Here is a 24,140-nt window from a genome sequence, read left to right as displayed (position 1 = left end):
TGCTGGTCGGCGCGGCATGGATGTGACAGACTCGCCGCTCGGCATCTCGACGTCCCCAGCGAGGGGAGGACCCATGCGCCCGAGGCACCGCGCGACCGCCGTCGCCGTGCTCGCGCTCCTGCCGCTGTCCCTGCTCGGCTGCGGCATCGGCGACGACGACGAGGACGCGGTCCCCCTCGACCGCGCCCCCGCCGAGGAGGCCGCCGTCAAGTCCCGGGAGCGGGTGCAGGCGTACCTCGACGCGATGTCGGCCAAGGACGTCGACGCCGGACGCAGCCAGCTCTGCGCCCCCATGCACGCCGCCTTCGACGCGGCGGCCACCGGCCCCAACGGTGACTTCGCCGACCACTTCGAGGTGCCCAAGGCGGCGATCACCGACGTGCGCACCGGCCCGGCCGGGCAGGAGGTCAGCACCTCCGTGACCGTGTCGGTCGGCGCGAAGGAGGTGGTCCGGCCGCTGCTGTTCACCGTCACCCGGATCGGCGCCGACTGGTGCATCTCGGGCGAGGCGCCCGGTACGCCGACCCCCGAGACGTCGGTCACCCCCTGACGCTCCCATCTGCCGGAACCGTCACCCTCCATGACGGGTCGGTCGGGCTGTCGCCGTACGCTTTCTCCCATGCGCCATGAGTGGCATCAGCTGAGCTACCCCGCCGTGAGCAGCCCCGCGCTGCAGACCAGCCGTCCCACGGTCGACTCCGCCGAGGACGCCGCCCTCGGCCTGGACCGCTGGCGGGACCTGCCCCGGGCGCAGACCCCGCCGTGGCCGGATCCGGCGGAGGTCGCCGAGGTCTGCAAGGTGCTCGACACCGTCCCGTCGATCGTCGCCCCCTACGAGGTCGACCAGCTCCGCCAGCGCCTCGCGCTGGTCTGCGAGGGCAAGGCGTTCCTGCTCCAGGGCGGCGACTGCGCCGAGACCTTCGCCGACAACACCGAGAGCCACCTGCTGGCCAACGCCCGCACCCTGCTCCAGATGGCCATCGTGCTGACCTACGGCGCCTCGCTGCCGGTGGTCAAGGTCGCCCGGGTCGCCGGGCAGTACACCAAGCCGCGGTCGCTGCCGACCGACGCGCGGGGGCTGCCGGCGTACCGCGGGGACATGATCAACGGCCTGGAGGCGACGCCGGAGGCGCGGGTCGCCGACCCGCAGCGCATGATCCGGGCGTACGCGAACTCGGCCGCCGCGATGAACATGCTGCGCGCGTACCTGGCCGGTGGGCTGGCCGACCTGCACGCGGTGCACGACTGGAACAAGGGCTTCGTCCGCAACTCCCCGGCCGGCGAGCGCTACGAGGCGATCGCCCGCGAGATCGACCGGGCGCTGGCCTTCATCCGCGCCTGCGGGATGACCGACGAGGAGGCGCTGCGCACGGTCACCCTGCACTGCTCCCACGAGGCCCTCGCCCTGGAGTACGACCGGGCGCTCACCCGGGTCTCCGGCAACCGGGCGTACGGGCTGTCCGGGCACTTCCTCTGGATCGGCGAGCGGACCCGGCAGATCGACGGCGCGCACATCGACTTCATCTCCCGCATCGCCAACCCGATCGGGGTCAAGCTCGGCCCCACCACCACCCCGGACGAGGCGATCGAGCTCTGCGAGAAGCTCAACCCGGACAACATCCCCGGCCGGCTCACCCTGATCAGCCGGATGGGCAACCACAAGGTCCGCGACGCCCTGCCGCCGATCGTGGCGAAGGTGACCGCCGCCGGGGCCAAGGTCGTCTGGCAGTGCGACCCGATGCACGGCAACACCCACGAGTCCTCCAACGGCTACAAGACCCGGCACTTCGACCGGATCGTCGACGAGGTGCTCGGCTACTTCGAGGTGCACCGCGGCCTGGAGACCCACCCCGGCGGCCTGCACGTCGAGCTGACCGGCGAGGACGTCACCGAGTGCCTCGGCGGGGCCCAGAACATCGCCGACCTCGACCTGCCCGACCGGTACGAGACGGCCTGCGACCCCCGGCTGAACACCCAGCAGTCGCTGGAGCTGGCCTTCCTGGTGGCGGAGATGCTGCGTGGCTGACGCTGCGGACCGCGCGCGGGCCGGCGACGGGCCGGTCGACCTGCGGTCGGACACCGTCACCCGGCCCACCGCCGGGATGCGGGAGGCGATGGCCACCGCCGAGGTCGGCGACGACGTCTACGGCGAGGACCCGACGGTCACCGCGCTGGAGGCGGAGGTCGCCGCGCTCTTCGGGCACGAGGCGGCGCTCTTCGCCCCGACCGGCTCGATGGCCAACCAGATCGCCCTCCAACTCGTCGTGCCCGCCGGGGACGAACTGCTCTGCGACGCCGACGCGCACATCGTCACGTACGAGATCGGCGCCGCCGCCGCGTACGGTGGGATCTCCTCGCGGACCTGGCTGGCGGTCGGCGCGGAGATCGACCCGGACGTGGTCGCCGGCATGGTCCGGCCGGACGGCTACTTCGCGGTGCCGACCCGGGCGATCGCCGTGGAGCAGACCCACAACCGGGGCGGCGGCGGGGTGATCCCGCTGGCGACCCTGCGGGAGCTGCGCCGGGTCGCCGACGACAACGGCCTCGCCCTGCACTGCGACGGGGCCCGGATCTGGCACGCGCACGTCGCCGACGGCGTCCCGCTGATCGAGTACGGCCGGCTCTTCGACACCCTGTCGGTCTGCCTCTCCAAGGGGCTCGGCGCCCCGGTCGGCTCGCTCGTCGTGGGCAGCGCCGAGAAGATCGCCCGGGCCCGGTTCCTGCGCAAGCGGATGGGGGGCGGGATGCGCCAGGTCGGCGTGCTCGCCGCCGCCGGCCGGTACGCCCTCGCCCACCACGTCGAGCGGCTCGCCGCCGACCACGCCAAGGCGGCCCGGCTGGCCGAGGCGGTCGCCCCGTACGGGGTGCTGGCCGCCCCGGTGCGCACCAACATCGTCCCGCTGGACCTGACCAAGCACCCGCTGGACGCGAAGGCGCTCGCCGCTGCCGCCCGCGCGGAGGGCGTGCTGGTGTCGGTCCTCGGCCCGCGGACCGCCCGGCTGGTCACGCACCTGGACGTCGACGACGCGGCGATCGACCGCGCCGCCGAAGCCCTCACCCGCATCCTGCGCGCCTGACCCTCGGCGTCCGGCGAGCCCGTGCCCGGCTGGGCCCGGGCTCGCCGCGCTTCCGCCTCGCCGCGCTCTCGCCCCGGCTAGGTGATCAAGAAGTTTTCGGACCCCCAGGTGCCATATCGCTACCCAAACTTCTTGATCACCTGGACAGGCGGGAGCGGGACAGGGAGCGGGACAGGCGGGAGCGGGACAGGGGAGTGCGACGGGGTGGGTCGGGTGGTTGGGTGGGTCAGGGGTGGAGGCGTTTGAGGGTGGCGATGTCGGTGGCGTGGCCCTCGTGCTTCTCCGTGGGGGTCTCCACCACGACGGGGACGCCGGCGGTGGCCGGGTGGGTCATCAGTTCGGCGAACGCCGGCTCGCCGATGCTGCCCTTGCCGATGTTCTCGTGCCGGTCCCGGGTGGAGCCCAGCAGGTCCTTGGAGTCGTTGGCGTGGACCAGCCGCAGCCGCTCCGCCCCCACGGTGGCCACCAGGGCGTCCAGGGTGGCGGTCATGCCGCCCTCGGCGGCCAGGTCGTGCCCCGCCGCCCAGGCGTGGCAGGTGTCGAAGCAGACGCCCAGACCGGGGTGGCGGTCCACCGCGTCCAGGTAGGGGCCGAGGTGCTCGACCCGGGAGGCGAGTGAACGGCCGCCGCCCGCGCTCGGCTCGACCAGCAGCATCGGCCCGCCGGCCGCCGCCGTCTCGTCCAGCAGCGGCAGCAGCGTCTCGCGTACCTGCCGCATGGCCGCCTCGACGTGCCCGGCGTCGACGGCGCTGCCGGCGTGGAACACCACGCCCCGCGCGCCGATCGCCCGGCCCCGGCGCAGCGCGTGGGCCAGGGTCTCCGCCGAGCGTTGCACGGTCGCCGGGGTGGGCGAGCCGATGTTCACCAGCAGGGAGGCGTGGACGAAGACGGGGACGCCCCGCTCGCCGCAGCCGTCGCGGAACAGCCCGTCCTGGATCGGGTCACCGGCCGGCAGCGCCCAGCCGCGCGAGTTGGAGACGTAGACCTGCACCACCTCGGAGCCGGCCGCGTCCAGGTACGGCAGCGCCGCCTTGGCCAGGCCACCCGAGGTGGGGGTGTGCGAGCCGACCGGACGACGGGTCGCGGTCATCACAGGCACCCGATGGTGATCGTGGTGCCCGGCGGCACGGGGGAGTTCTCCGGCGGGTTCTGGAACCGGGCGATGCCGTTCGGGTTGAACTGCACGGTCACCGGGAAGCCCTGGCTCTCCAGCTGCTGCTTCGCCTGCGGGCACGGCAGGTCCACCACCCGGGGCACGATCACCTGCGCGGGGCCCTTGCTGACGTCGAGGCGGACCTGCGCGCCCTTCTCGACGCCGGCGCCGGTGGCGGGGCTCTGCCCGAGGATCTCGTCCTTGGGCTTGTCGGAGTCCTTGTACGTCTCCACCGGCACCAGGCCGAGCTGCGCCAGCGCCGCCCGCGCGTCGTTGACGTTCCGGCCGACCAGGTTGGGCACCGAGATCGGCGCCTTGCCCTTGCTCAGCACGAGGGTGATCTTCGTGCCCGGCTTCACCTCGGCGCCCACCTTGGGGTTGGTGTCCACCACCACGCCCGCGGGCAGGTTGTCGTCGTAGCGTGAGGAGCCCTTGACCACCACCAGGTTGGCGCTGGTCAGATCCGCCTCGGCCAGCTCGAAGTCCTTGCCGACCACGTCCGGTACGGGGAAGCGCTCCGGACCCAGGGACAGGGTCAGGGTGATCGTGCCGCCCTTGAGGATCTTCGCGGCCGAGGTGGGGCTCTGCGCCACGACGCTGTCCCGGGGGACGGTCTCGTCGTAGCGGGGCTGGGCGTACGTGACGGTGAAGCCGCCCCGGTCGGCCTGGGCCTGCGCCTCGGCCTTGGTCAGGCTCACCAGCTGCGGGGCAACCGTGTAGCGGCCCACCCCGACCCACCAGCCGCCGACCGCGGCGAGCAGGCCGAGGGCCACCACCGCGGCGGCGATCGACAGCCGGCCCCGGGAGCCGGCCGCCACCTGCGCCCAGAGCGCGGTGAGCCGGGCCCACAGGTCGGACTCCGGGGCGGCGCGACGCCGGTGCGGCCGCTGCGGGCCGCCCTCGGGAAGCTTGGCCCAGGCGGGACGCGTGGCCGGCGCGACCGCCGCGACCACCATGGTCGGCTGGGCGACCGCCGGCGCGTCGTCGGTCACCCGGCGCAGCACGGCGGTGTGCGAGTTGTTCGGGTTGCCCAGGTCGTCCCGGGCCACCTGCACCTCGGCCAGCAGGGCGCCGGCGTCGGTCGGTCGCGCCCCCGGGTCCCGCCGGGTGGCCCGGGCCACCAGGTCGTCGAGCACCTTGGGCAGCCCGGGCACCAGGGTCGACGGGGCCGGTACATCCCGGTCGACGTGCTGCCAGGCCACCTCCACCGGCCGGTCGCCGTCGTACGGGACCCGGCCGGTGAGCATCTCGAACAGCACGATGCCGGCGGAGTAGACGTCGGTACGCGGGTCGGCGTGACCGTCGGTGACCAGCTCCGGCGCGACGTACGCCACGGTCGCCATGAGCTGGTTGCCGTCGGCCTCGTCGGCGCTGGCCTCGACGGCACGGGCCAGCCCGAAGTCGGCGACCTTGACGACGCTGTCGACGAGGTTGGCCGCGCCGCCGGTGGGCGCCTCGGCGACCAGCACGTTCTCCGGCTTGACGTCGCGGTGGACCAGCCCGGCCCGGTGCGCGGCGGCGACCGCGGCGAGCATCTGCTCCATGATCGCCAGCGCCTCGTCCGGGTTGAGCCGGCGTCGCTCGGCCAGCACGTCGCGCAGGGTGCGGCCCCGGACGTACTCCATCACCAGGTAGGGAAGGCCGGCGTGGACGCCCTGGTCGTAGACCGCCACCACGTTCGGGTGGGTCAACCGGGCGATCGTCTTGGCCTCGTCGGTGAAGCGCTCCATGAACCCGGCGGTGCGGGCGCGGGCGTCCGGGGCCTGCGACGGGTGAATGATCTTGACCGCCACGGTGCGCTCCAGGCGCTCGTCGGTGGCGGTGTACACGGTCGCCATCCCGCCGCGCGCGACGCGTCCGCGAATGCGGTAGCGCCCGTCGAGCAGCGAGCCCAGCAACGTGTCGGCGACCTGTGTGTCCATCGGCAGGCAGTCTATGTGTCCGGAGGGTGAAGGTTGAACAGGATGCTACAGCCCGGGCCCCGTTCCGGACCGTCCCGCCGCGCTCGCCCAGGCCACCCGGGGTGCCGCTGCGGTCGGTGCGGGGCGACGTGGCAGGGTGTTCGGGTGACCGATTCCGTACCCGCCGACCGGGCCTCCGGCGCCGGCCTTCCCGGCCCGACCGACCCGGCCGCCTGGCTGACCCTGCCCGAGGTCGCCGAGCGCCTGGACCTGAACATCAGCAAGGTCCACCAGATGATCCGCGACCGGGAGTTGATCGCGGTCCGCCGTGACGGCGTCCGCCGGATCCCGGCCGACCTGGTGGCGAACAAGACGGTGCTCAAGCACCTGCCGGGCGTGCTGAACCTGCTGACCGACGCCGGCTACGACGACGAGGAGTCGCTGGCCTGGCTCTACGCCCCCGACGACACCCTCCCCGGCGGCTCCGCGGCCACCGCCCTCGGCGGCGACCAGGCCCGCGAGGTCAAACGCCGCGCCCAAGCCCTCGGCTTCTGACTCGAAGATCGATCGTGACCAGACGCGCGGCAGCATCCCCGTCGGCGTTGGGCGTGGCGCGGGCACCGATGACGTTTGCGTGGTGGTGCCTGCTGGGTGGGTCCGCGGCGGCGTACGCGGCTACGTGACGCGGCGCGCCAGGCGGGTCTGCCGAGAGGCCCCGCTGGCGGCCGTCGCGCACGTGTCGGGATCCGCTGACAGGTCCACGGCCATAACGCCGGCGATTGATGCGGCGCGGAGTGCGAAGTGACCGTGGTGGCGTAGAGAATTTCATGATCACCAATTTGATTCCACTCGCCACCTGAGCCTCCGCAGGTGCCACTCACCCTGCGAATACCCAGCTCAGGGCTCCGTCATCGGACTGCGCAATGCCCCTGTGTGGTGGACGGACATGAATCTTGACGAACAGAGCGCGGTCTCGTAGTGTATCTACACATCCAAGTATTTAAGTGCAGAATTATCAACGGGGGCTAGACATTCCATGACTCGACAAACAAACCGCGGTCGGGCAGCTGGCGTCGTGATCGCGTTGACCGCTCTGATGCCTGCGGTCGCCTTGATGTCGGCGACCCCGTCGTTCGCTGCCGGGGTTCCGTGCGACTCGACCCTGTCGCCAAGTGAAATCAAGGCGGTCGGCATTTCTTGCCGATTGGCTCCGGCGACGGTCGTCCGAGTCGCCGAGGATCTCGAGGTTGCGGTTCCAGAGCCAGGCACGGTCGCCACGGTGCAGCTTCTCCGGACGCACGGTTCGGCGAGTCCGAGTGCGGCGTCCGTCTATCGGGCGGCCGACGGTCAGCTGGCGCTGCGGATCGACGGAGAGGCTGCGCTGGGATCCACAGCCACGGCGGGTGCTCTCAACCGCATTCTTGCCAAACCAGAACCAGCTGGGGCGACGAAGACTCAGGCTTCCCTGCTGGCAGCCGCGCCTGCATGGTGTGGAAGCTATACGCAATACGCCTTCAGTGGCGGGGTGTGGGTCAACTCTACATATCCCTGGACCTACAACAGTAAGTCACAGCCAGCCTCAGATGCGCTTCAAGCCATTCAGTACGGCTTCAAGTTCATAACTGACGATTCTTCCGCATGCGGCACGGACTGGACGGCCGCCACTTCCGACTACCGCGGGTCGACCACTCGTTACACGTGGGGAACGAGAGACAACGGAAATGTGGTCGGGTGGGCCGGATTTGATCCGGGCATCTTGGGGGCTACCTACTCGTGGGTCGACGGCTCCGGCTTCCGGGTGGAAGTCGACATAGCATTCAACAATCGGGTCACGAATTGGTTCACCGGCCTCTCCGGAACCGTCCCTTCGGGGCGGTACGATCTCATCTCCGTTGCCACGCACGAGGCTGGGCACGGCTTTGGCTTGGCGCACTACACGTCCTCCTCCTATCCGGTGATGTATCCGACGCTCGGTACGGGAGTGAACAAGCGAGTCAAGCGGAGCGGTGATCTCACGGGGATGGGTGTCCTGTACTGACAGGGACGCCTCTGGTCGGTACTCCGACGTCAGCTGGCTTCGGCGTCGGGCGTGGCGCGCGCATGAGGACGGCTAGCCGCGTTGATCATCGATGGTTCGTGAGGGCAACCGAAGATCGTGCGGTGGCCGCGTGCACAGCGGAGACCCTGGCCGTTGGCGCGTCCTCCTGAACGAGGCGGTGGAACGTGAGACCTGTCGGTCCCTCGCGGGACGGGCGGGTCGCGATGATCCGCAGGCGATGCAGCGACTGCTGCGTACGGCGGTGTCGGCACGGGCCGATGATCATGAAGTTGGCGGCAGTGGAGACCCACAACTGCCGTCAACTTCATGATCACCCCCCTCGGGTGGGCGGGAGACCGGCAGGTGGGAGCCCGGGGAGGCAGCAGGCGTCAGTCGGCCCGGCGGGTGGCGGCGATGGCGAGGTCGACCAGGGACTGGCGGGCCTCGGTGTCGAGGTCGACGGTGGTGAGGGCGGCCAGGGCGGCGTCGGTCAGGGTGACGATCCGCTGTTCGGTACGCGCCAGCGCGCCGCACCCGGCGATCAGCTCGCGCAGCTCGGCCACCCCGTCCTCGTCCAGCTCCGGGTCGCCCAGCCGGGACAGCAGCAGCTCACGGCCGGCGTCGTCGGTCGCCTCCACGGTCGCCGCCACCAGATAGGTGCGCTTGCCCTCGCGCAGGTCGTCGCCGGCCGGCTTGCCGGTCAGGGCCGGGTCGCCGAAGACCCCGAGCACGTCGTCGCGGAGCTGGAACGCCTCGCCCAGCGGCAGCCCGTACGCCGAGTAGGCCGCGCGGACGTCCGCCGACGCCTCGGCCAGCGCCCCGCCGACCAGCAGCGGCCGTTCGACGGTGTACTTCGCCGACTTGTACCGGGCCACCTTGCCGGCCCGCTCCAGCGAGGTGTCCCCGGTGGCCTGGGTCAGCACGTCCAGGTACTGCCCGACGGTCACCTCGGTGCGCATCTCGTCGAAGACCGGGCGGGCCCGCGCCACCGTGCGCGGCTCCAGGCCGGCGGAGTGCAGCAGCTCGTCGGACCAGACCAGGCAGAGGTCGCCGAGCAGCACCGCCGCCGCGTCGCCGAAGCCGTCCGGGTCGCCGCCCCAGCCCGCCGCGCGGTGCCGGGCAGCGAACCGCCGGTGCACCGAGGGCTCGCCGCGCCGGGTGTCCGACCGGTCCATCAGGTCGTCGTGGATCAGGGCGCTGGCCTGGACGAACTCCAGCGCCGCCAGGGCGGTCACCACCTGGTCGGAGTCCACCCCGCCGGCTCCCCGGAACCCCCAGTACGCGAACGCCGGGCGCAGCCGCTTGCCGCCGCCCAGCACGAACGCCTCGATCGCCTCGGCGACCGGCGTCAGCGCGTCGTCGACGAGGGCCAGCCGGGCGCGCTGGTGCGTCAGGAACTCGGCGAGGGCCTTGTCGACCCGCTGCCGCAGGCCGGCACGGTCGACGGGGGAGACGGGAGCAGCGTGGGTCACGCCAGAACGCTAGCCGGTCCGGGCCGGTCCCGCCCGACCACGGGGTCGGCGCGTCGTCGCTCGTCGGTGAGGCGTGGGCGGCCGGGGCAGGTAGGGGCGGGCGTCGGCGAGCAGCGCGCGCCAGCGCCGTACCGCCGGCTCGGCGCGATGTGCGGTGAGCCGCCGGTCCACCTCCACCAGCGCGGCGGCGGCCCGCGTCGAGCCGGCCCGGACGGCGTCGTGCAGCGCGGCCCCGGCCACGGCGGCGGCCCGGTCGACCTCGCCGAGCCGGAGCAGTCCCCGGGCCAGCCAGCCGCCGTAGACGGCCGCGCTGCGTGGGCCCCGGCCGGAGCCGGCGGCGTGCAGCAGCGGCACCGCCGGCCCGGGGCGGCCCAGCGCGACCAGGGTGCGGCCGGTCATCGCGGCCAGCTCGTCGCCGTCCAGCCAGTAGAGCCACGCCGGTTCGGTGGCCGGCTCGACGGCCTCGGCCGTGCGCCGGGCGGCGTCCAGCGCCTGCCGCCCGGCCGGGGCGCGGCCGGCGAGCGCGGCGGCCAGCGCCACCCGGTGCAGCAGCAGCGTCCGGAGTCCCGGGCTGCCCGCGCGGCGGGCCCCGGCGTACCCGGCGCGGGCCAGCAGCAGCGCGCCCTCGGCATCGCCGGCCCCGGCCAGCAGGTGACTGGCGGAGCCGAGCACGTGCCCGGCGAACGCCCGGTCGCCGGTCGCGGCGGCGGCCCGCAACCCGAGACGGTGCGCGTCCAGCCCGGCGGCCAGGTCACCGGCGTCGCCGTCGAGCCACCCGGCGAACTGGGCGGCCTCGGCCAGCGCCGGCAGCAACCGCCGCCGCCCGGTCGGCCCGGCGCGGCGCAGCGCCCGGGCGACCCGCCGCAGCCGGTACGCCCCGGCCGGGGCCAGGTCCGCGCCGCCGGCCAGGTCGTCGAGCCGGCGCAGCTCGGCGAGCCCGAAGGCGTCGGACAGGTGGTCGCCCGGTGGTGGCCCCGCCGGGTCACCGTCGGCCGCCGACCCGTCGGGTGACGGCCCGGCGACGTGGTCGATCGTGGCCGGGTTGAGCAGCAGGGGCGCGGACGGGTCCGCCGCCCAACGCCGGGCCAGGGCCAGCAACGCCGACCGGGAGCGGGTTGCCGGGGCGGGACCGGGCGGGCGGCGGCGGGACGGCGCGTCGGCGAGCGGCCCGGCCGGCGCGTCCAGCACGGCGGCGAGGTGACGCCGCCAGCGTTCGCCCGGCACCCGTACCGCCCGCTCCCAGCGGGACACCTCGTGCCGGGTCAGGGTGGGCGTGCCGGCGGCGGCGCAGAGCGCGTCGGCGAGGTGCTGCTGGCTCCAGCCACGGGCCAGGCGCAGCTGGGCGATCAGCGGCCCGAGCAGGCTCGGGTCGGGCGGGGTCATCGGTCCTCCGGCACGGGTGTCGGCGCGGCCACGCCCGCCCGCCCAACCAGGACGGGCCGGCACGCCGCCGGTCGGTGCTGACCCCCGCGCACGACCCCCGGCACCCGCCCCCGACCGGCACCGTCCGCGCTGGTCCCTGTTCTACCCCGGGGGTACGACGCTTCGCCGCCACCCGACGTCGAGGGCGAGACCGGTGTGCCGACCGGCCGACCACATCGGGCTGACCCTGTTCGCCGCCGCTCAGGGGCGGCGGGTTCCCAGGTCGTACCGGTTTCCGGCGACGCCGTCGGACGCGAACGGCTCGCGCTGATGCTCACGTCCGCGCGAGTACCGGAGGTCATGTCGCCTCGATGGTTGACCCTGACGCTGGGTCAACCTCTCACCATGGTCGACATGACTACGAGAACCAGTGCGATCGAGGTCAGCGGACCTCGCAGGTCGTATGGCGCAGGCGGACCGGGGGTCGGCGGGAGCGATGGGACGACGCGGCAGTTCACGGTCCAGCACGACGGTGTCGCGATCCCGGTGTTTCGCGGTGGACGGGGACGACCGCTGGTCCTGTGTCCCGGGCTGAATTCGACGTACGCCGATCTGCATGAGCTGATCGAGCTGCTGCGGCGCGACCACGACGTGGTGACCTTCGACCTGCGGGGTCACGGCCTCGCCTCGGCCGCCGACCGGTACTCCTTCGAGGCGTTCCTCAGCGATCTCGTCGCCGTGATGGCGGAGCTGGGGCGCCTCGACCTGCCTGCGCCACCCGTGCTTGCGGGCTATTCGTTGGGCGCGGACCTCGCCGTGCACTACGCCTCCGAGCACCCGGGCGCGGTCGCCGAGCTTGTTCTCATCGACGGGGCGAACCCGGTGCCCGAACCGTTCATCACCGAGGACGTCCTGGCGGAGTTCCGCTCAGCGTGGGAGGACCTGGCGACGGAGCAGGAGGCCGTGCGGGGCACCCCGCGTCAGGTGCTGCTCACTGCTGAGGAAACCCTCGCTCTGACCATGGAGATCGACGTGGTCCGGTCCAGAATCCTCGATCGGTACCGGAAGATCGATCAGCCGATCAACATGATCATGTCGGCCTCGATGGCCGGCGGTGGCGAAGGGCATGCGTTGCGGCTCAATCAGAACTGGCGGGCCGGCATCGAGCGGCTCGTCCGGGAGCAGCCGCACATCGCCACGTCCTGGCTCGATGCCGACCACCGGCTGGTCTTCACTCACGCTTCGGAAATCGCCCACATCATCCGGAGTGCGCAACGCCCAGCGGACAGGGCCGGCTCCATGATCACCCCGTAGGAGACTGATGCGATGCTGACCATCGGCGAGCTGGCGTCGTACGCCGGAGTGACGGTGCGCACGGTGCGGCACTATCACGCCAAGGGGCTGTTGCCGGAGCCGGAGCGGGACCACTCCGGCTACCGCAGGTACGACGCCGGCGCCGTGGTCGAGCTGATCAAGATCCGGTCCCTCGCCGAGGCCGGGGTGCCGCTGGCGCGGGTGCGGGCGCTGCTACAGGCCGACGCGGAGGAGTTCGCCTCGGCGGTCGCAGACATCGACGAGCGGCTGCGGGCGGAGATCCGGCAGCGGCAGCACCACCGGGCGCAGATCGCCCGGCTCACCGCTGGGGACAACCTGGCGCTGCCGCCAGCGGTGGTCGAGTATCTCGACCGATTGCGGGCACTCGGGGTCGACGAGCGAATCGTCCAGGCCGAACGCGACGGCTGGATCGTGCTGGCCGCGCACTCGTCCGAGCGGGTTGCGGATTGGATAGCACGAAAGCAGGACCAGATTGCCGACCCGCAGCTCATGGACCTCTACCTCGCCCTGGGGAAGGCTTTCGACCGGACCGCCGACGACCCACGGCTGGTCGAGCTGGCCGACAAACTGGCCGCCTACCTCACGCAGCTGGCCGACGAAAAGGGTGGGGACTACGTCGACGACACCGACGTCGAGCCACCGCTGGTCGAACTGATGGACAAGCTGGCGTTCGACACCGTGCCGCGGGCCCGTCGGCTGATCGAGCTGCTGAGGAAACGGGGCTGGACCGGCTGGACCAAGCTTGAGCGCAGTGCACCCACCGCGGGGTGCGACCGGATCACGCCATGAAGTACCGCGCAATGCGGCGTGCCAGATCCGGATGCGCGCCTGATCCATGCCGGAACGCGTCCCCAACTCGTGACGGTTCCTCCCGTCGGTTTCATCGCTCGATCGCCGCGACCAGTGGGGTTTCGCCGGTGACGGTGACGGCCCGCACGAGGACCACGCCGATGTCGTAGTCGAAGCCGGTCGCCGTCGTAGTCCACTGCTCGATCGTGAAGGTGCGATCAGGGTCCGATCGGGTCCACTGCTGCCGATGCGCGTCGGAGTCGGCGGTGGTCGTGACGGGGCGGATCTCGACGAACGCCCGCCGGGCCGGTCCGGAGGCGGGCACCTCGGTCACCAACCGCCGGCCGAGGCGCAGCGCGGTCAGCATGGCGGTGGGCCACCGCCCGTGTCCGCGCTGCGATCCGACATGTCGGGCGCTCTCCCGGGTGGGTCAGGGCGCCGGGTGGAGGGCGTCGGCCCGGACGGCCCGGGTGAAGGCGCGCCACTGTTCGTGCGTGAAGACGAGTGCCGGACCGGTGGCGTCCTTGCTGTCCCGGACCCCCACCACACCGGGCAGGTTGTCCGCCACCTCGACGCAGTTGCCCTGATCACTGCTGCGACTGCTCTTGCGCCATCTTGCACCGCTCAGCTCAGCCATGTCGCCTCTCCCTGATCTCTCGCATGAGTTCGCGCGATTCCTCCACGCCCAAGGCTCGGGCAGCGAGCTTGCCCCATTCCTGGGCGTATTCCCGGACCTCTTCGACGCGGTCAAGGTAGAGGGCTCCGGAGAGCCCTTCTTTGTAGACCGTCGTCGGTTCAGCGGATCGTGCCCCCTTGGTGGGGAAATCGAGAATGACGAAGCTTCCCGCCACACATGCCCGGCTTAGCTCGGTAGCCAGGGGGAGCACACGGAGGGTGATGTTGGGCTCCCCACTCGCCGCAAGAAGCTTGTCGATCTGTCCCGTCATGGCCGGCACCCGCTTGTGCAGCAGTGCTTCATCGAGAATCGCCTCGAAGACGGGAGGCACAGGACGTTTCCTGCTGAGCACTCGCTGACGTTCCACTCGGAGATCGACGAGCTTAGCAATGTCATCGTCGGTGGCCCCTGGTCTGTGCCGGGCGATCTCGGTGGCGTATTCCGGTGTCTGGAGCAATCCGGGCACCAGGGCGTGTTCGTAGGTGCGGATGCGGCTGGCGGCAGATTCCAGGCCGACGTACAACTGGAACCAGCGGGGGATGACCTCCCCGTAGGCGTGGTACCAGCCCTTGCTCTTCGACTCCTTGGCGAGGCTGACCAGGACTTCGGTCAGCTCCGGGGCGGCCTGGTAGAGCCGGCACATCTGGTCCACGTCCAGCGCGCGCACCGGGGTCTGTCCGGCCTCGATGCGGTACATCTTGGCGCGGGACCACTCAAGATCAGCGGCTGCGGCCTCCAGCCCGATCCCCGCCTGCTCCCTGGTCTGCCGCAGCAACCGGCCGAGTTCCCGCCTCGGCACGGTCGAGCCGATTTCCGTCACGGCCACCATCCTCTCTGTCTCATGCCGACACGTCATCCGACGTGCCGTGAGACGGCTCGCGCATCACGACTCGAAAGATGCGTCTCTCCCCATGAATGTCTCACGTGGAGTGTTGCAGCGAGTGCCCACCACTCCGGATCGTGGCTGGCAGACAGTCGTCCGTCGATCAGGAGGTGCCGTGGTGGCCCGGTGGAAGTGGTTCCGGAGGAAGGATCGATCCGTGGACGTGGTGCGGCGTCCGCGCTACGCCAACCGGGCCGGCGCGTACCGCCCGCCGGCCGGTGACAAGCCGGCCTGGAACGCCCCCACCGCCGTTCTCCCGCAGGACCGGCCGTTGATGACCATGGCCGCGCAGTGGCGTACCCGCAACGCGGTGAAGGGCTCCCGGTGGTGAGCGGACACCTGCCCCGTCGGCCGAGCTGGGCGTGCCGGGGCTGCGCCGAGCCGTGGCCGTGCCCCGCGTACCGTCGGCGGCTGCGCCCGGCGCAGCAGCCGCTGGCGGTGGTGGTGCTGACCACCCAGGCCGTCGACGCGATCCGCGACCTGGCCGAGCCGCCGGAGCGGGTGCTGCGCCGGTTCCTCTGGTTCACCCCGCTGACCGAGGCCGACTGCCTCGCCGTCCTGCGGAGCACCGGCCATGCGTGAGGGGCGCGTCGAGCCGCCGTTCGCGGTGCTCATGGCCGGCTACGTGATCGACTTCCACCACCGGAACGTCTGCTCCCGGTGCCGGCCGGACGGCACGTGCCCCCGGCTGGCGGCGGCGGGGGAGACCCTGCGGGCGTGGCGGGACCGCCGCGATGCGCGCCGGTGACCTGCTGCTGGTGACCCGGGCGGCCAGCGTGCAGTTCGTCCGCCCGATCAGGTTCCGGGTGATCCGGGTGCTCGACCTGCCCACGTACGCGGGATGGGTCTGGCTCGACGGGTACCAGCTCGACGACCGGGACCAGGCGGTGGCCCGGCGCTCGATCTACGTACAGCGGGCAGGGTTGCGGAAAGCGGACACCGCGCGGCGCGGACGCCCCCGGACCCCGGCGGTGCCGGCCCGCCGACGCCGGCACTGACGACGGCGGTCGATACCCCGATGGGAAGGTCATGGGTACGGCCGCCGTCGCCCGCTAGAGTCGGGGCGTGGCGCTCGGTCTTCCCTCCGTCCTCCCCAATCCGCAGCCGGCGATCGGGGAGCTGATCCGTGACCGCCAGCCGACCTTCTCGTTCGAGTTCTTCCCCCCGAAGACACCCGAGGGGGAGCGCCTGCTCTGGCAGGCCATCCGCGAGCTGGAGTCGCTGCGACCCTCGTTCGTCTCAATCACCTACGGCGCCGGCGGGTCGACCCGGGACACCACCGTCGCGGTGACCGAGCGGATCGCCACCGAGACCACGCTGCTGCCGATGGCGCACCTGACCGCGGTCAACCACTCCGTCGCCGAGCTGCGCCACGTCATCGGCCGGCTGGCCGGCGTCGGGGTGCGCAACGTGCTCGCCGTGCGGGGTGACCCGCCGGGCGACCCGGGCGGCGAGTGGGTCCGCCACCCCGAGGGCGTGCTGTACGCCGAGGAGCTGGTGCGGCTGGTCCGCGACTCCGGCGACTTCAGCGTCGGGGTGGCCGCCTTCCCCTACAAGCACCCGCGCTCGCCCGACATCGCCAGCGACACCGCGCACTTCGTCCGCAAGTGCCGGGCCGGCGCGGAGTTCGCGGTCACCCAGATGTTCTTCGACGCCGACGACTACCTGCGGCTGCGGGACCGGGTCGCCGCCGCCGGCTGCGACACCCCGATCCTGGCCGGGGTGATGCCGGTCACCCAGATGGGCACCATCGAGCGGTCGGTGCAGCTCTCCGGCGCGCCGTTCCCGCCCGCCCTGGCGGAGCGGTTCGCCCGGGTCGCCCACGACCCGGAGGCGGTCCGCCGGCTCGGCATCGAGCAGGCCAGCGAGATGTGCGCCAAGCTGCTCGACGAGGGCGTGCCGGGCATCCACTTCATCACCCTCAACCGGTCCACCGCGACCCGGGAGGTGTGGCGCAGCATCCAGGCCGGCGCCCGGGTGTGAACGCCCCGACCCCGACACCAGAACCGCGCCGTGACGGTTGAGGAGATGGTGGGCACACAGCAGCTGAAGTGGGACGACTACGCGACCGCCTGGGCGCGTCTGCACGGTGGCTTCGACCCGCGGGCCGCCGCCCCGGTGGTGCGGGCGTGGCTGCGCTTCGCGTACCACGTCGGGTACATCCTGGGCCGGCTCAAGGTCACCCCGACCGCCGTCACGGTGGCCGGGGTGCTGCTCTGCTTCTGCGTGCCGCTGTTCGCCGTACGGGGGGTGGACGGTCCGATCGTGGGCGCCCTGTTCGTGCTGCTGGCCTCCGTGGCCGACAGCGTCGACGGGGCGGTGGCGGTGGCCACCGGCCGCACCACCCGGCTCGGCTACGTCTACGACTCGATCGCCGACCGGCTCGGTGAGGTCGCCTGGCTGGTGGCGTTCTGGCTGGTCGGGGCGCCGGGGGCGCTGGTGGTGGCCGGCGGCGCGCTCTCCTGGCTGCACGAGTACCTGCGGGCCCGGGCCATCGCCGCCGGAATGCGCGAGATCGGCGTGGTGACCGTGGGGGAGCGCCCCACCCGGGTCTGCGTGGCCCTGGTCGGGCTGCTGCTGGCCGGGCTGACCGGCATGATCGACCTGGACCTGGCCGCCGGCACCATCACCATGGCCACCGCCGTCTGGGTGCTGCTGGCCGGCTTCGGCCTCGGGCAGCTCCTGTCCACCGTCCGCCGGGCGCTGATCGACGCCGGCTGACCGTCCTCATGATCGACGCCGTTTGCGGCGTGTCGCGGTGTCCTCGTCGCCGGACACCGCGACACGCCGCAAACCGCGCGTCGACCCCCCGGGCGGCGGCCGGGTGGGTGGGTGGGGTTACCAGGCGGGGCCGATCTGGTCGGCGACGATCTGCGCCGACAGGGTGACCATCGGCAGGCCGCCGCCCGGGTGGCTGGAGCCGCCGACCAGCCACAGCCCGGCCGCCGGACCCCGGTTGGCCGGGCGGAGCAGCCCGCCGGCCGTGCCGTAGATCGTCCCGCCCGGCGCGCCGGTCGCGGCGTCCAGGTCGGCCGGGGTACGGATCTCGCGGAACAGCAGCCGGTCGCGCACGTCCACGCCCCGCTCGGCGAGCACGTCCAGGATCCGGTCCGCGTACGCCTCGGCCAGCCCCGGCCGCCGCCAGTCCACCGCGCCGGTGGCGGTGCCGTGCCGGGCGGCGTTGACCAGCACGAACCACGCCTCGTGCCCGTCCGGACGGACCATCGGGTCGTCGGCGACGGTGACGAAGACGGTCGGGTCGGCCGCCGGCCGGGCCCGCACCCCCCGCCCCGGGTGGCCGAAGACCGCGTCGAACTCGGCGTCGTAGTCGCGGGGGAAGAAGACGTTGTGGTGGGCCAGGCCGGAGTCGCCGCGTACCCCGAGCAGCAGCACGAAGCCGGCGAGGCTGCGGTCGGTGAGCCCGGCCAGCCGGCGCGGGTGCGGCAGCAGGTCCCGGTAGACGGTGAGCGCGTCGACGTTGGCCACCACCACGTCGGCGGGGACGGGCGCGGCGACGCCGGCCAGGCGTACCCCGTGCACCCGCCCACCCGCGGCGTCGATCCGGGTGACCGTGGCCCCGGTCTGCACCACCACGCCCAGGTCCAGGCAGCGCGACAGCAGCGCGTCGGCCAGGGTGCCCAGCCCGCCGCGCAGGTACCAGCCGCCGTACGTCAGCTCGGCGTAGGGGACGGCGACCAGCGCGGCCGGCGCGCGGCGCGGGTCCGCGCCGGTGTACGTGGCGTACCGGTCGAGCAGCATCCGCAGCCGGGGGTCGGACAGGTGCCGGCGGCCCAGCCCGCGCAGGGAGCGGCCCGGGCCGATCGCGGCCAGGTCGCCCAGCCGCCAGGCCAGCGCGGCCAGGTCGCGGGGGGAGTCGATGGCCCGGCCGAGGATGTCCCGGTGCGACGCCGCCCAGACCCGCGCGGCCCGCCGCCACAGCCCCTCCCAGTCGGCGACGGCCCGGTCGCCGAGGGCCGCGCCGATCCGGGCGGCGAACTCGACCGGGTCGGCGCAGGAGTCCAGGGTGGGCCCGCCACCGGGGAAGACGTGCCGCACGATCGGGTCCAGCGGCACCAGGTCGAGGTACTCGTCGAGCTTCGCCCCGGTCGCCTCGAACAGGTCGTGGAAGACCTGGGGCAGGGTGAACAGGCTTGGCCCGGTGTCGAAGTGGAACGACCCCTGCGGGGTGTCGTGGCTGTACCGGCCGAGCTTGCCGCCGACGGTGTCGGCCCGTTCCAGGACGGTGACCTGATGCCCGGTGACGGCCAGCCGGGCGGCGGTGGCCAGCCCGCCGACTCCGGCGCCGATGACCACGATCCGCGCCATGCCGTGCCCTCCTAGCTGACCGGGCGGCCGCGCCAGGACAGGCGTCGCCGCTTCCGCAGATGGTACGACCGCAGGGTCAGCCAACCGAGGACCACGACCGACACGGGGTGTGCCAGCGCGTCGGGCCAGGCCCGCCCGCCGGTGGCACGGGCGCTGAGCGTCCGCCCGGCGACCCCCAGGGCGTAGGCGGCGCCCGCGAGCGCGGCCGGCCCCGGTGCGCCCGCCGCCAGCGCCGCCACGGCCAGCAGCGGGGGCGCGGTGTAGAGCAGGAGCAGCAGGGCCACCACGGTCGCCGCCGCGCTCGGATGGCCGAACGAGGCCCACAGCGACTTGGTGTAGCCGTCGCGCAGCTGCGGCCAGGTCTCGTACATCCGGCAGGAGGCCAACCGGGAGCCGTCGGCCAGGGCGATCCGCCCGCCGGACCGCTTCACCGCGCGGGCCAGCTCGATGTCCTCCAGCACCTTGTCGGCGACCGCGGCGTGCCCGCCGGCCGCGGCGTAGCCGGCCCGGTCCACCAGCAGGAACTGCCCGCCGGCCGCCGCCAGCGACGGCCGTGGCGAGCGCTCCATCGCGCGCAGCGGCAGGAAGGTCAGCCACAACCACTGCAACAACGGCTGCACCAGCCGGTCGGCCGCCGTCCGCACCACGATCCGGGGGTACGGCGACAGCAGCGCCGCCCCGGCGGCGCGCAGTTCGGTCACCGCCGCCGCCACGGCGTACGGGGTGAGCACCACGTCCGCGTCGACGAAGGCCAGCACCGTGGCGGCCGGGTCGGCGCGGGTGGCGAGCTGGTGGCAGGCGTGCGGCTTGCCCAGCCAGCCCGGCGGCGGGGCGCCGCCGGTGAGCAGGGTGACCCGGGGATCGTCGCCGGCCACCGCGCGGACCACGTCGGCGGTGCCGTCGGTCGAGCCGTCGTCGAGCACCACGATCCGCAGCCCGGGTACGCCCCGCTGGGCGAGCAGCGACCGCAGGCAGGGGGTCACCCGCTCGGCCTCGTCGCGCAGCGGCAGCAGCACCGCCACCGCCTCGGCCACCTCCACCGGCCCGTCGGGCGGGCGGCGCAGCCACCGGCCGGCGTTGAGCGCCGTGTGCGCGGTCAGCGCGGCGACCGCGAGCAGCAGCGCGAGCAGGACGGTCATGCCGTCGCGTCGACGCCCGGCCGCCGCGCCCGGCCGGCCTCCGGTCGATCGGCACGGTCGCGGCGGGCCCGCAGCAGCGTCACCGTCAGCGGCACCGCGGTCACCGCCATGCCGGCCGCGCCCCAGAGCGCCGAGGCGGGCAGGGCGAGGAAGACCGCGTGCGCCAGCACGCTGGAGAAGTACGTCCAGAGGTAGAGCGCGAGCATCGGGTCGTCGCGGCCGTCGGTGACCGCCACCGCCGGCCCGGCGAGGGGACGCAGCGCGCTCATCAGCAGCACCGCGAAGAGCAGCCAGCCCAGGTAGTTGCTGACCGGGATGCCGGGCAGCCCGGGCAGCGCCGGGGTGGCGTCGCGCCAGATCCAGTAGCCCTCGGCCACCATCTGCGGGTCGAGGAAGAGGTCCCAGGCGGCCAGCCCGACGGTGGCCAGCGCGATCCGCCCGGCGTGCCGCGCCCATACCGGCCGGTCACCGGTCCGGGTGTCGCCGGTCCTGGTGTCACCGGTGGTGGTGCCGGCGTTGACGGTGCCGGGGGTCGTGGTGTCGCCGGTGGTGGTCACGGTGCGGGGGGTGGTCAGGCGGACGGCGGCCAGCCAGGCCGGCCAGGCCATCCAGGTCCAGGCCAGCGGGATGATCAGCGGCACCCCGGCCAGCTTCGGGCCCAGCTCGCCGGAGTAGTCGTAGCTGCCGAACGGGAAGCCGGTGGCCACGCCGAGCGCCTCGATGGCGAAACCCCCGCCGGTGGCCACCGCGACCAGCGCCGCCGCCGTACGCGGGCCCCGGCTGAGCAGCGCGTGGCCCACCGAGAGCAGGTAGCCGAGGACGACCGTGGCGACGGTCAGCCGGGCCCGGGTGGTACCGGTGGTGAGCGGGTAGCAGATCTGGGCCAGGACGAGGACGGCCAGCAGCACCCAGGGGACGCGCCGCGCGATCACGACGTGGCCGGGCCGGGCGTGGCGGTCGTGTCGCGGGTCGGCAGCGGCAGGTCCCGGCCGAGCACGCCGAACGGGCGCTCGTCACCGGGGAAGTGGAAGTGCCGCAGCACGTCGACGAAGCCGAACCGGCGGTACAGCCGCCAGGCCCGCGACGTCCGCTCGTCGGCCTCCGGGGTGGAGAGCAGGGTGGTGCTCCCCTCGGCGAGGGTGAGCAGGGCGGTGAGCTGCCGGGTGCCCACCCCGTGCCCCTGCGCCGGTGGCCGGACGTGCAGCTCGACCACCTCGAAGCAGTCGGTCAGCCACCGCCGGCGGGCCTGCGGGTCCAGCGCCCGGTGCACCTGGTCGTGCCACCACTGCCCGGACGCGCCCCGGTAGCCGTACCCGAAGCCGGCCAGGTGGCCCTCGGTGGTGAGGCTGGCGACGGCGCGGAAGCCGGGCCGGCGCACGTGGGTGGCGATGTAGCCGCGGCGGGCCTCCAGCAGGTCGGCGCGGTAGTTCATCGCCTCCCCGTAGACGGCGACCACGTCGTCGAGCCGCCGGACCAGATCGTCCGGCGTCCACCGCACCAACCTCATGCGTGTCCTCTCAGCGTTTCCGGGTCGCCGTCGGCGGCCCACCCCAGCACCGTGCGGTCACCGACCACGCCGCGCACCGCGAACCGCGCGAAGAGTTCCTCCGCGTACCACCCTTCGGAGGGGGTGCGGGCGATCGCGGCGCGGTGCTCCGGGTGACGGTACGCGAACGCCACGAGGTCCGCCGGATCACGCCACACGCTGACGGTGCCCTGCCAGCCCAGCGGGGCCTCGCCGACGCCGAAGCGGGCGAGCAGGCCGGGGGCGGTGTGCAGGGCGGCGGCCACCGGCGGGACCGCCTTCCAGAAGGTGAGCGCCCGGGCGGGGCGCAGCCGGGCCCGGGTCAGCGCCAGCACCGGCCCGTCGGTCCGGCCGCCCGGCGGGTCGCCGAACGGACGCCGGCCCGACCACTCGCCCCGGCTGGTCAGCGGGCGCAGGTCGACCCGGACGGCCGACCGGGCGATCCGGGCCCAGGCCCGCCCGACGGGGGAGGCGTCGAAGCCCTCGGCGGCCTCGGGCGAGTCCCAGACGGTCAGCGCCGCCCACCGGGTCAGGTCGGCGTCGCCCGGCCCGAAGCCGGTGCCGGTCCCGGTGCCGAGCAGCTTGCCGAACCGTACGCCTGCGACGGCGCGCAGCCGGCGCGGGTCGAGCGCCATCCGGGTCAGCGCCCGGGGCAGGGCGGCCCGGGAGGTCCGCCACACGTGCAGGGTGACCAGCTCGGGGACGGTGTTCACGCCACCTCGGCCGGGGTGCCCGAGGTGATCCGCAGCAGGTCCGCGTACGTGGTGGGGAAGACCGCCTGGGGCACCCCGCCGGCCGCCCACACCTCGTCGTACGCCGCCAGCGCGGTGTCCACCAGGGTGCGCAGCGGACGCGGGTGGCCCAACGGCGCGACCCCGCCGATCACCTGCCCGGTGTGCTCCCGGACGAAGTCCGGGGTGGCCCGGCGCAGCCGGGTGACCCCGATGGAGGCGGCCAGGCCGGCGGTGTCCACCCGGTGCGCCCCGGAGGTCAGCACCAGCAACGGCTCGCCGTCGGCCTCGAAGACCAGCGAGTTGGCGATGGCGCCGACCTCGACGCCGAGCGCCTGGGCGGCCGCCGCCGCGGTGTGCACCGCCTCGGGCAGCAGGCGGACCATGCTCGGGTCACCGGCGCCGTCGCGCGCGTCCGCGCCGGCCAGGGCCTCCTGCACCGCGCGCACGTTCGGGTGTGGCTGCATGCCCACCATTCTTCCCGGTGCGCCGCCGTCCGGTTCAGCCGCCCACGCCGGTGTCCCGGGGACGTCGGCGGTCACCGCTGCCCGGCGGTCTCCCGGAAGCGGCGTCCGGACAGCGGCCGGCCGAAGAGCGGGCCCAGGGTGCAGATGTCGAGTACGCCGGTGGCCACCGGCAGCAGACCCACCAGGGCCAGCAGCCACCACCAGCCGCCGAGGGACGCGCTGGCGACGATCAGCCCGATGCCGACGACGACGCGTACGACTCGCCCGGCCGGGGAGTAGAGGAACCGCAGGACCGCCATGACGCCTCCCTCCGGTGGTGCCTCAGGCTCAACGTACCGCCAGGTCAGGTGCCCGGGAGCCGGGTTGTCCGCAGTGGTGCGCCGGTCGGCGGGCGGGCGGCTGCGCCGGCCTCGACACGACGGCGCGCCACACGTTGCGTTTTCGTCGGGGGGAGGGTGTACTGTCAGGGTAGTTAGAACGAGTGTTCGATTGAGTCGCACACCCGTTCCAACGCTCCGGGAGCGGTGTTTCGCGGCGCCGACTCCCGGGCAGGTGCGGTTTCGCGGACCGCACCGGGTTCCGGGCAGTCGCGAGCCCGGTCCCGTCAGGCAGGATCGTCGCCCGCCGCCCACGACCCCCGGGCGGCGGGCGACGAACCCGCCGGTCAGCCGGCCGGGTGTGGTGTGGGGAAGCGTCCACACCCGGCCGGCCCCCATCCGGTGCGTCTTCCTCAGCACCGACCCGCTTCCGGGCGCCCGCCGGTGGATCCCTTCCGCCACGCGCCGCGCCCGACCCGGTCACGCGGAGGAGACAGTCATGCCGACCAACCCGGCCCAGGCACCGACGGTGCCCGCGCACGTGCTGCCGCACCGCACCCCGGCCCAGCTCCTCACGGTGGCCCGGCACGGGCTCGCCGAGGCTGCCCAGACCCGCCCCGACGGCCTGCGGTACGCGGCCGCCCACCTCGCCGCGCTGCGCGCCGCCGCGGCCCTGCTGGCCGCCCGCGCCCGTCCCGCCCCCACCCGACGCCACCGGATCACCAGCGTCTGGGTGCTGCTCTCCACGGTCGCCCCCGAGCTCGACGAGTGGGCCGCCTACTTCGCCGCCGGCGCCGGCAAGCGGGCCGCCGCCGAGGCGGGGATACCCCGGGTGGTGAGCGCCCGGGAGGCCGACGACCTGCTGCGGGCCGCCGAGCAGTTCGTCACGGTGGTGGAGACCGCGCTCGGTCTGGCCCACCAGCCCACCCTCGACGACCTCGCCGCCTGA

28 protein-coding genes are annotated in these 24,140 nt (G+C 73.6%); 14 read left to right on the top strand and 14 right to left on the bottom strand.

All coding sequences use genetic code 11. The annotated features are described in order from the left end of the window. Nucleotides 1-73: 73 nt before the first annotated feature. The 3 genes from GA0070614_RS07670 (at nucleotide 74) to GA0070614_RS07660 (ending at nucleotide 3,077) form a co-directional block, all read left to right on the top strand. The gene (locus GA0070614_RS07670; protein ID WP_088975297.1) at nucleotides 74-550 is read left to right on the top strand and encodes a hypothetical protein; all 477 of its coding nucleotides are present in this window, start codon (nucleotides 74-76) and stop codon (nucleotides 548-550) included. Between the two features lie 69 nt (nucleotides 551-619). Beyond that, complete coding sequence (locus tag GA0070614_RS07665; protein WP_088975296.1) at nucleotides 620-2,026, top strand: class II 3-deoxy-7-phosphoheptulonate synthase; 1,407 nt, start codon at nucleotides 620-622, stop codon at nucleotides 2,024-2,026. Continuing rightward, on the top strand, nucleotides 2,019-3,077 hold the full coding sequence (locus GA0070614_RS07660; protein ID WP_088975295.1) for a threonine aldolase family protein: 1,059 nt from the start codon (nucleotides 2,019-2,021) through the stop codon (nucleotides 3,075-3,077). The genes GA0070614_RS07665 and GA0070614_RS07660 overlap by 8 nt, the downstream gene beginning before the upstream one ends. A 226-nt stretch (nucleotides 3,078-3,303) precedes the next feature. Here GA0070614_RS07660 and GA0070614_RS07655 read toward each other — a convergent pair whose 3' ends face one another. Then, a complete protein-coding gene (locus GA0070614_RS07655) occupies nucleotides 3,304-4,167 on the bottom strand; it encodes a deoxyribonuclease IV (protein WP_088975294.1) in 864 nt (287 codons plus the stop codon). Then, nucleotides 4,167-6,152 carry a Stk1 family PASTA domain-containing Ser/Thr kinase gene (gene pknB, locus GA0070614_RS07650; RefSeq protein WP_088975293.1) on the bottom strand — a complete coding sequence of 662 codons (1,986 nt, stop codon included), beginning with the start codon at nucleotides 6,150-6,152 and terminating at the stop codon, nucleotides 4,167-4,169. Before pknB ends, GA0070614_RS07655 begins: the two co-directional genes overlap by 1 nt. A 144-nt stretch (nucleotides 6,153-6,296) precedes the next feature. On the opposite strand from pknB, the gene GA0070614_RS07645 reads away from it, so the two are divergent. Both GA0070614_RS07645 and GA0070614_RS30150 read left to right on the top strand, forming a co-directional pair. After that, nucleotides 6,297-6,686: an Rv2175c family DNA-binding protein gene (locus GA0070614_RS07645; RefSeq protein WP_088975292.1), complete on the top strand. Its 390-nt coding sequence runs from the start codon at nucleotides 6,297-6,299 to the stop codon at nucleotides 6,684-6,686. Nucleotides 6,687-7,206: 520 nt separating this feature from the next. Then, complete coding sequence (locus GA0070614_RS30150; RefSeq protein WP_157744954.1) at nucleotides 7,207-8,169, top strand: matrixin family metalloprotease; 963 nt, start codon at nucleotides 7,207-7,209, stop codon at nucleotides 8,167-8,169. A gap of 389 nt (nucleotides 8,170-8,558) precedes the next feature. On the opposite strand, the gene GA0070614_RS07635 is transcribed toward GA0070614_RS30150, so the two are convergent. Further along, entirely contained in the window at nucleotides 8,559-9,641 is a 1,083-nt protein-coding gene (locus tag GA0070614_RS07635; protein ID WP_088975290.1) for a polyprenyl synthetase family protein, read from the bottom strand. Between the two features lie 9 nt (nucleotides 9,642-9,650). Then, nucleotides 9,651-11,024 carry a helix-turn-helix domain-containing protein gene (locus GA0070614_RS07630; protein WP_197701432.1) on the bottom strand — a complete coding sequence of 458 codons (1,374 nt, stop codon included), beginning with the start codon at nucleotides 11,022-11,024 and terminating at the stop codon, nucleotides 9,651-9,653. 393 nt (nucleotides 11,025-11,417) lie between these two features. Here GA0070614_RS07630 and GA0070614_RS07625 point away from each other — a divergent pair, with 393 nt between their 5' ends. Next, nucleotides 11,418-12,317 (top strand): alpha/beta fold hydrolase, encoded by a 900-nt coding sequence (locus GA0070614_RS07625; RefSeq protein WP_172892389.1) that lies wholly within the window; start codon nucleotides 11,418-11,420, stop codon nucleotides 12,315-12,317. A 12-nt stretch (nucleotides 12,318-12,329) separates the two neighbouring features. Next, nucleotides 12,330-13,127 (top strand): MerR family transcriptional regulator, encoded by a 798-nt coding sequence (locus tag GA0070614_RS07620; protein WP_088975288.1) that lies wholly within the window; start codon nucleotides 12,330-12,332, stop codon nucleotides 13,125-13,127. Between the two features lie 91 nt (nucleotides 13,128-13,218). Here the strand turns inward: GA0070614_RS07620 and GA0070614_RS07615 are convergent, their stop codons facing one another. The 3 genes from GA0070614_RS07615 to GA0070614_RS07605 form a co-directional block, all read right to left on the bottom strand. Beyond that, nucleotides 13,219-13,494 carry a hypothetical protein gene (locus GA0070614_RS07615; protein ID WP_088975287.1) on the bottom strand — a complete coding sequence of 92 codons (276 nt, stop codon included), beginning with the start codon at nucleotides 13,492-13,494 and terminating at the stop codon, nucleotides 13,219-13,221. 63 nt (nucleotides 13,495-13,557) lie between these two features. Beyond that, nucleotides 13,558-13,764, bottom strand: coding sequence for a DUF397 domain-containing protein (locus tag GA0070614_RS07610; protein ID WP_088975286.1), 207 nt, complete (start codon nucleotides 13,762-13,764; stop codon nucleotides 13,558-13,560). Then, a complete protein-coding gene (locus tag GA0070614_RS07605) occupies nucleotides 13,757-14,632 on the bottom strand; it encodes a helix-turn-helix domain-containing protein (RefSeq protein WP_088975285.1) in 876 nt (291 codons plus the stop codon). Before GA0070614_RS07605 ends, GA0070614_RS07610 begins: the two co-directional genes overlap by 8 nt. A gap of 211 nt (nucleotides 14,633-14,843) precedes the next feature. Here GA0070614_RS07605 and GA0070614_RS30145 point away from each other — a divergent pair, with 211 nt between their 5' ends. The 6 genes from GA0070614_RS30145 (at nucleotide 14,844) to GA0070614_RS07585 (ending at nucleotide 17,407) form a co-directional block, all read left to right on the top strand. Then, on the top strand, nucleotides 14,844-15,017 hold the full coding sequence (locus tag GA0070614_RS30145) for a hypothetical protein (protein WP_157744953.1): 174 nt from the start codon (nucleotides 14,844-14,846) through the stop codon (nucleotides 15,015-15,017). Further along, a complete protein-coding gene (locus GA0070614_RS07600) occupies nucleotides 15,011-15,268 on the top strand; it encodes a hypothetical protein (protein ID WP_088975284.1) in 258 nt (85 codons plus the stop codon). The genes GA0070614_RS30145 and GA0070614_RS07600 overlap by 7 nt, the downstream gene beginning before the upstream one ends. Next, entirely contained in the window at nucleotides 15,261-15,434 is a 174-nt protein-coding gene (locus tag GA0070614_RS30140; RefSeq protein WP_157744952.1) for a hypothetical protein, read from the top strand. Before GA0070614_RS07600 ends, GA0070614_RS30140 begins: the two co-directional genes overlap by 8 nt. Then, nucleotides 15,421-15,684 carry a hypothetical protein gene (locus GA0070614_RS07595; protein WP_088975283.1) on the top strand — a complete coding sequence of 88 codons (264 nt, stop codon included), beginning with the start codon at nucleotides 15,421-15,423 and terminating at the stop codon, nucleotides 15,682-15,684. Before GA0070614_RS30140 ends, GA0070614_RS07595 begins: the two co-directional genes overlap by 14 nt. A 67-nt stretch (nucleotides 15,685-15,751) precedes the next feature. Continuing rightward, nucleotides 15,752-16,669 (top strand): methylenetetrahydrofolate reductase [NAD(P)H], encoded by a 918-nt coding sequence (metF, locus tag GA0070614_RS07590; RefSeq protein ID WP_088975282.1) that lies wholly within the window; start codon nucleotides 15,752-15,754, stop codon nucleotides 16,667-16,669. A gap of 45 nt (nucleotides 16,670-16,714) precedes the next feature. Next, complete coding sequence (locus GA0070614_RS07585) at nucleotides 16,715-17,407, top strand: CDP-alcohol phosphatidyltransferase family protein (RefSeq protein ID WP_088975281.1); 693 nt, start codon at nucleotides 16,715-16,717, stop codon at nucleotides 17,405-17,407. Nucleotides 17,408-17,524: 117 nt separating this feature from the next. On the opposite strand, the gene GA0070614_RS07580 is transcribed toward GA0070614_RS07585, so the two are convergent. From GA0070614_RS07580 to GA0070614_RS07550, 7 genes are all read right to left on the bottom strand, one after another. Beyond that, nucleotides 17,525-19,012, bottom strand: coding sequence for a phytoene desaturase family protein (locus GA0070614_RS07580; RefSeq protein ID WP_088975280.1), 1,488 nt, complete (start codon nucleotides 19,010-19,012; stop codon nucleotides 17,525-17,527). A gap of 11 nt (nucleotides 19,013-19,023) precedes the next feature. Next, complete coding sequence (locus tag GA0070614_RS07575) at nucleotides 19,024-20,151, bottom strand: glycosyltransferase (protein WP_088975279.1); 1,128 nt, start codon at nucleotides 20,149-20,151, stop codon at nucleotides 19,024-19,026. Beyond that, nucleotides 20,148-21,080: a carotenoid biosynthesis protein gene (locus tag GA0070614_RS07570; RefSeq protein ID WP_408630762.1), complete on the bottom strand. Its 933-nt coding sequence runs from the start codon at nucleotides 21,078-21,080 to the stop codon at nucleotides 20,148-20,150. The genes GA0070614_RS07575 and GA0070614_RS07570 overlap by 4 nt, the downstream gene beginning before the upstream one ends. Then, nucleotides 21,080-21,658: a GNAT family N-acetyltransferase gene (locus GA0070614_RS07565; RefSeq protein WP_088975277.1), complete on the bottom strand. Its 579-nt coding sequence runs from the start codon at nucleotides 21,656-21,658 to the stop codon at nucleotides 21,080-21,082. Before GA0070614_RS07565 ends, GA0070614_RS07570 begins: the two co-directional genes overlap by 1 nt. Further along, the gene (locus GA0070614_RS07560) at nucleotides 21,655-22,389 is read right to left on the bottom strand and encodes a monooxygenase (protein WP_088975276.1); all 735 of its coding nucleotides are present in this window, start codon (nucleotides 22,387-22,389) and stop codon (nucleotides 21,655-21,657) included. The genes GA0070614_RS07565 and GA0070614_RS07560 overlap by 4 nt, the downstream gene beginning before the upstream one ends. Next, entirely contained in the window at nucleotides 22,386-22,874 is a 489-nt protein-coding gene (locus tag GA0070614_RS07555; RefSeq protein ID WP_088979302.1) for a YbaK/EbsC family protein, read from the bottom strand. Before GA0070614_RS07555 ends, GA0070614_RS07560 begins: the two co-directional genes overlap by 4 nt. A gap of 71 nt (nucleotides 22,875-22,945) precedes the next feature. Beyond that, entirely contained in the window at nucleotides 22,946-23,173 is a 228-nt protein-coding gene (locus tag GA0070614_RS07550) for a YgaP-like transmembrane domain (RefSeq protein ID WP_088975275.1), read from the bottom strand. Between the two features lie 517 nt (nucleotides 23,174-23,690). On the opposite strand from GA0070614_RS07550, the gene GA0070614_RS07545 reads away from it, so the two are divergent. Then, nucleotides 23,691-24,140 carry an SAV_6107 family HEPN domain-containing protein gene (locus tag GA0070614_RS07545; RefSeq protein WP_088975274.1) on the top strand — a complete coding sequence of 150 codons (450 nt, stop codon included), beginning with the start codon at nucleotides 23,691-23,693 and terminating at the stop codon, nucleotides 24,138-24,140.

Source organism: Micromonospora coxensis, assembly GCF_900090295.1.
GTDB classification, from domain to species: domain Bacteria; phylum Actinomycetota; class Actinomycetes; order Mycobacteriales; family Micromonosporaceae; genus Micromonospora; species Micromonospora coxensis.
This window is presented reverse-complemented; position numbering and strand designations above follow the sequence as displayed.

Coding starts and splice junctions, on each gene's coding strand:
- GA0070614_RS07670 (WP_088975297.1), top strand. CDS start 74: ATGCGCCCGAGGCACCGCGCGACCGCCGTCGCCGTGCTCGCGCTCCTG.
- GA0070614_RS07665 (WP_088975296.1), top strand. CDS start 620: ATGCGCCATGAGTGGCATCAGCTGAGCTACCCCGCCGTGAGCAGCCCC.
- GA0070614_RS07655 (WP_088975294.1), bottom strand. CDS start 4,167: ATGACCGCGACCCGTCGTCCGGTCGGCTCGCACACCCCCACCTCGGGT.
- pknB (WP_088975293.1), bottom strand. CDS start 6,152: ATGGACACACAGGTCGCCGACACGTTGCTGGGCTCGCTGCTCGACGGG.
- GA0070614_RS07630 (WP_197701432.1), bottom strand. CDS start 11,024: ATGACCCCGCCCGACCCGAGCCTGCTCGGGCCGCTGATCGCCCAGCTG.
- GA0070614_RS07625 (WP_172892389.1), top strand. CDS start 11,418: ATGACTACGAGAACCAGTGCGATCGAGGTCAGCGGACCTCGCAGGTCG.
- GA0070614_RS07620 (WP_088975288.1), top strand. CDS start 12,330: ATGCTGACCATCGGCGAGCTGGCGTCGTACGCCGGAGTGACGGTGCGC.
- GA0070614_RS07615 (WP_088975287.1), bottom strand. CDS start 13,494: ATGCTGACCGCGCTGCGCCTCGGCCGGCGGTTGGTGACCGAGGTGCCC.
- GA0070614_RS07610 (WP_088975286.1), bottom strand. CDS start 13,764: ATGGCTGAGCTGAGCGGTGCAAGATGGCGCAAGAGCAGTCGCAGCAGT.
- GA0070614_RS07605 (WP_088975285.1), bottom strand. CDS start 14,632: ATGGTGGCCGTGACGGAAATCGGCTCGACCGTGCCGAGGCGGGAACTC.
- GA0070614_RS30140 (WP_157744952.1), top strand. CDS start 15,261: ATGCGTGAGGGGCGCGTCGAGCCGCCGTTCGCGGTGCTCATGGCCGGC.
- GA0070614_RS07595 (WP_088975283.1), top strand. CDS start 15,421: ATGCGCGCCGGTGACCTGCTGCTGGTGACCCGGGCGGCCAGCGTGCAG.
- GA0070614_RS07585 (WP_088975281.1), top strand. CDS start 16,715: ATGGTGGGCACACAGCAGCTGAAGTGGGACGACTACGCGACCGCCTGG.
- GA0070614_RS07580 (WP_088975280.1), bottom strand. CDS start 19,012: ATGGCGCGGATCGTGGTCATCGGCGCCGGAGTCGGCGGGCTGGCCACC.
- GA0070614_RS07575 (WP_088975279.1), bottom strand. CDS start 20,151: ATGACCGTCCTGCTCGCGCTGCTGCTCGCGGTCGCCGCGCTGACCGCG.
- GA0070614_RS07565 (WP_088975277.1), bottom strand. CDS start 21,658: ATGAGGTTGGTGCGGTGGACGCCGGACGATCTGGTCCGGCGGCTCGAC.
- GA0070614_RS07555 (WP_088979302.1), bottom strand. CDS start 22,874: ATGCAGCCACACCCGAACGTGCGCGCGGTGCAGGAGGCCCTGGCCGGC.
- GA0070614_RS07550 (WP_088975275.1), bottom strand. CDS start 23,173: ATGGCGGTCCTGCGGTTCCTCTACTCCCCGGCCGGGCGAGTCGTACGC.
- GA0070614_RS07545 (WP_088975274.1), top strand. CDS start 23,691: ATGCCGACCAACCCGGCCCAGGCACCGACGGTGCCCGCGCACGTGCTG.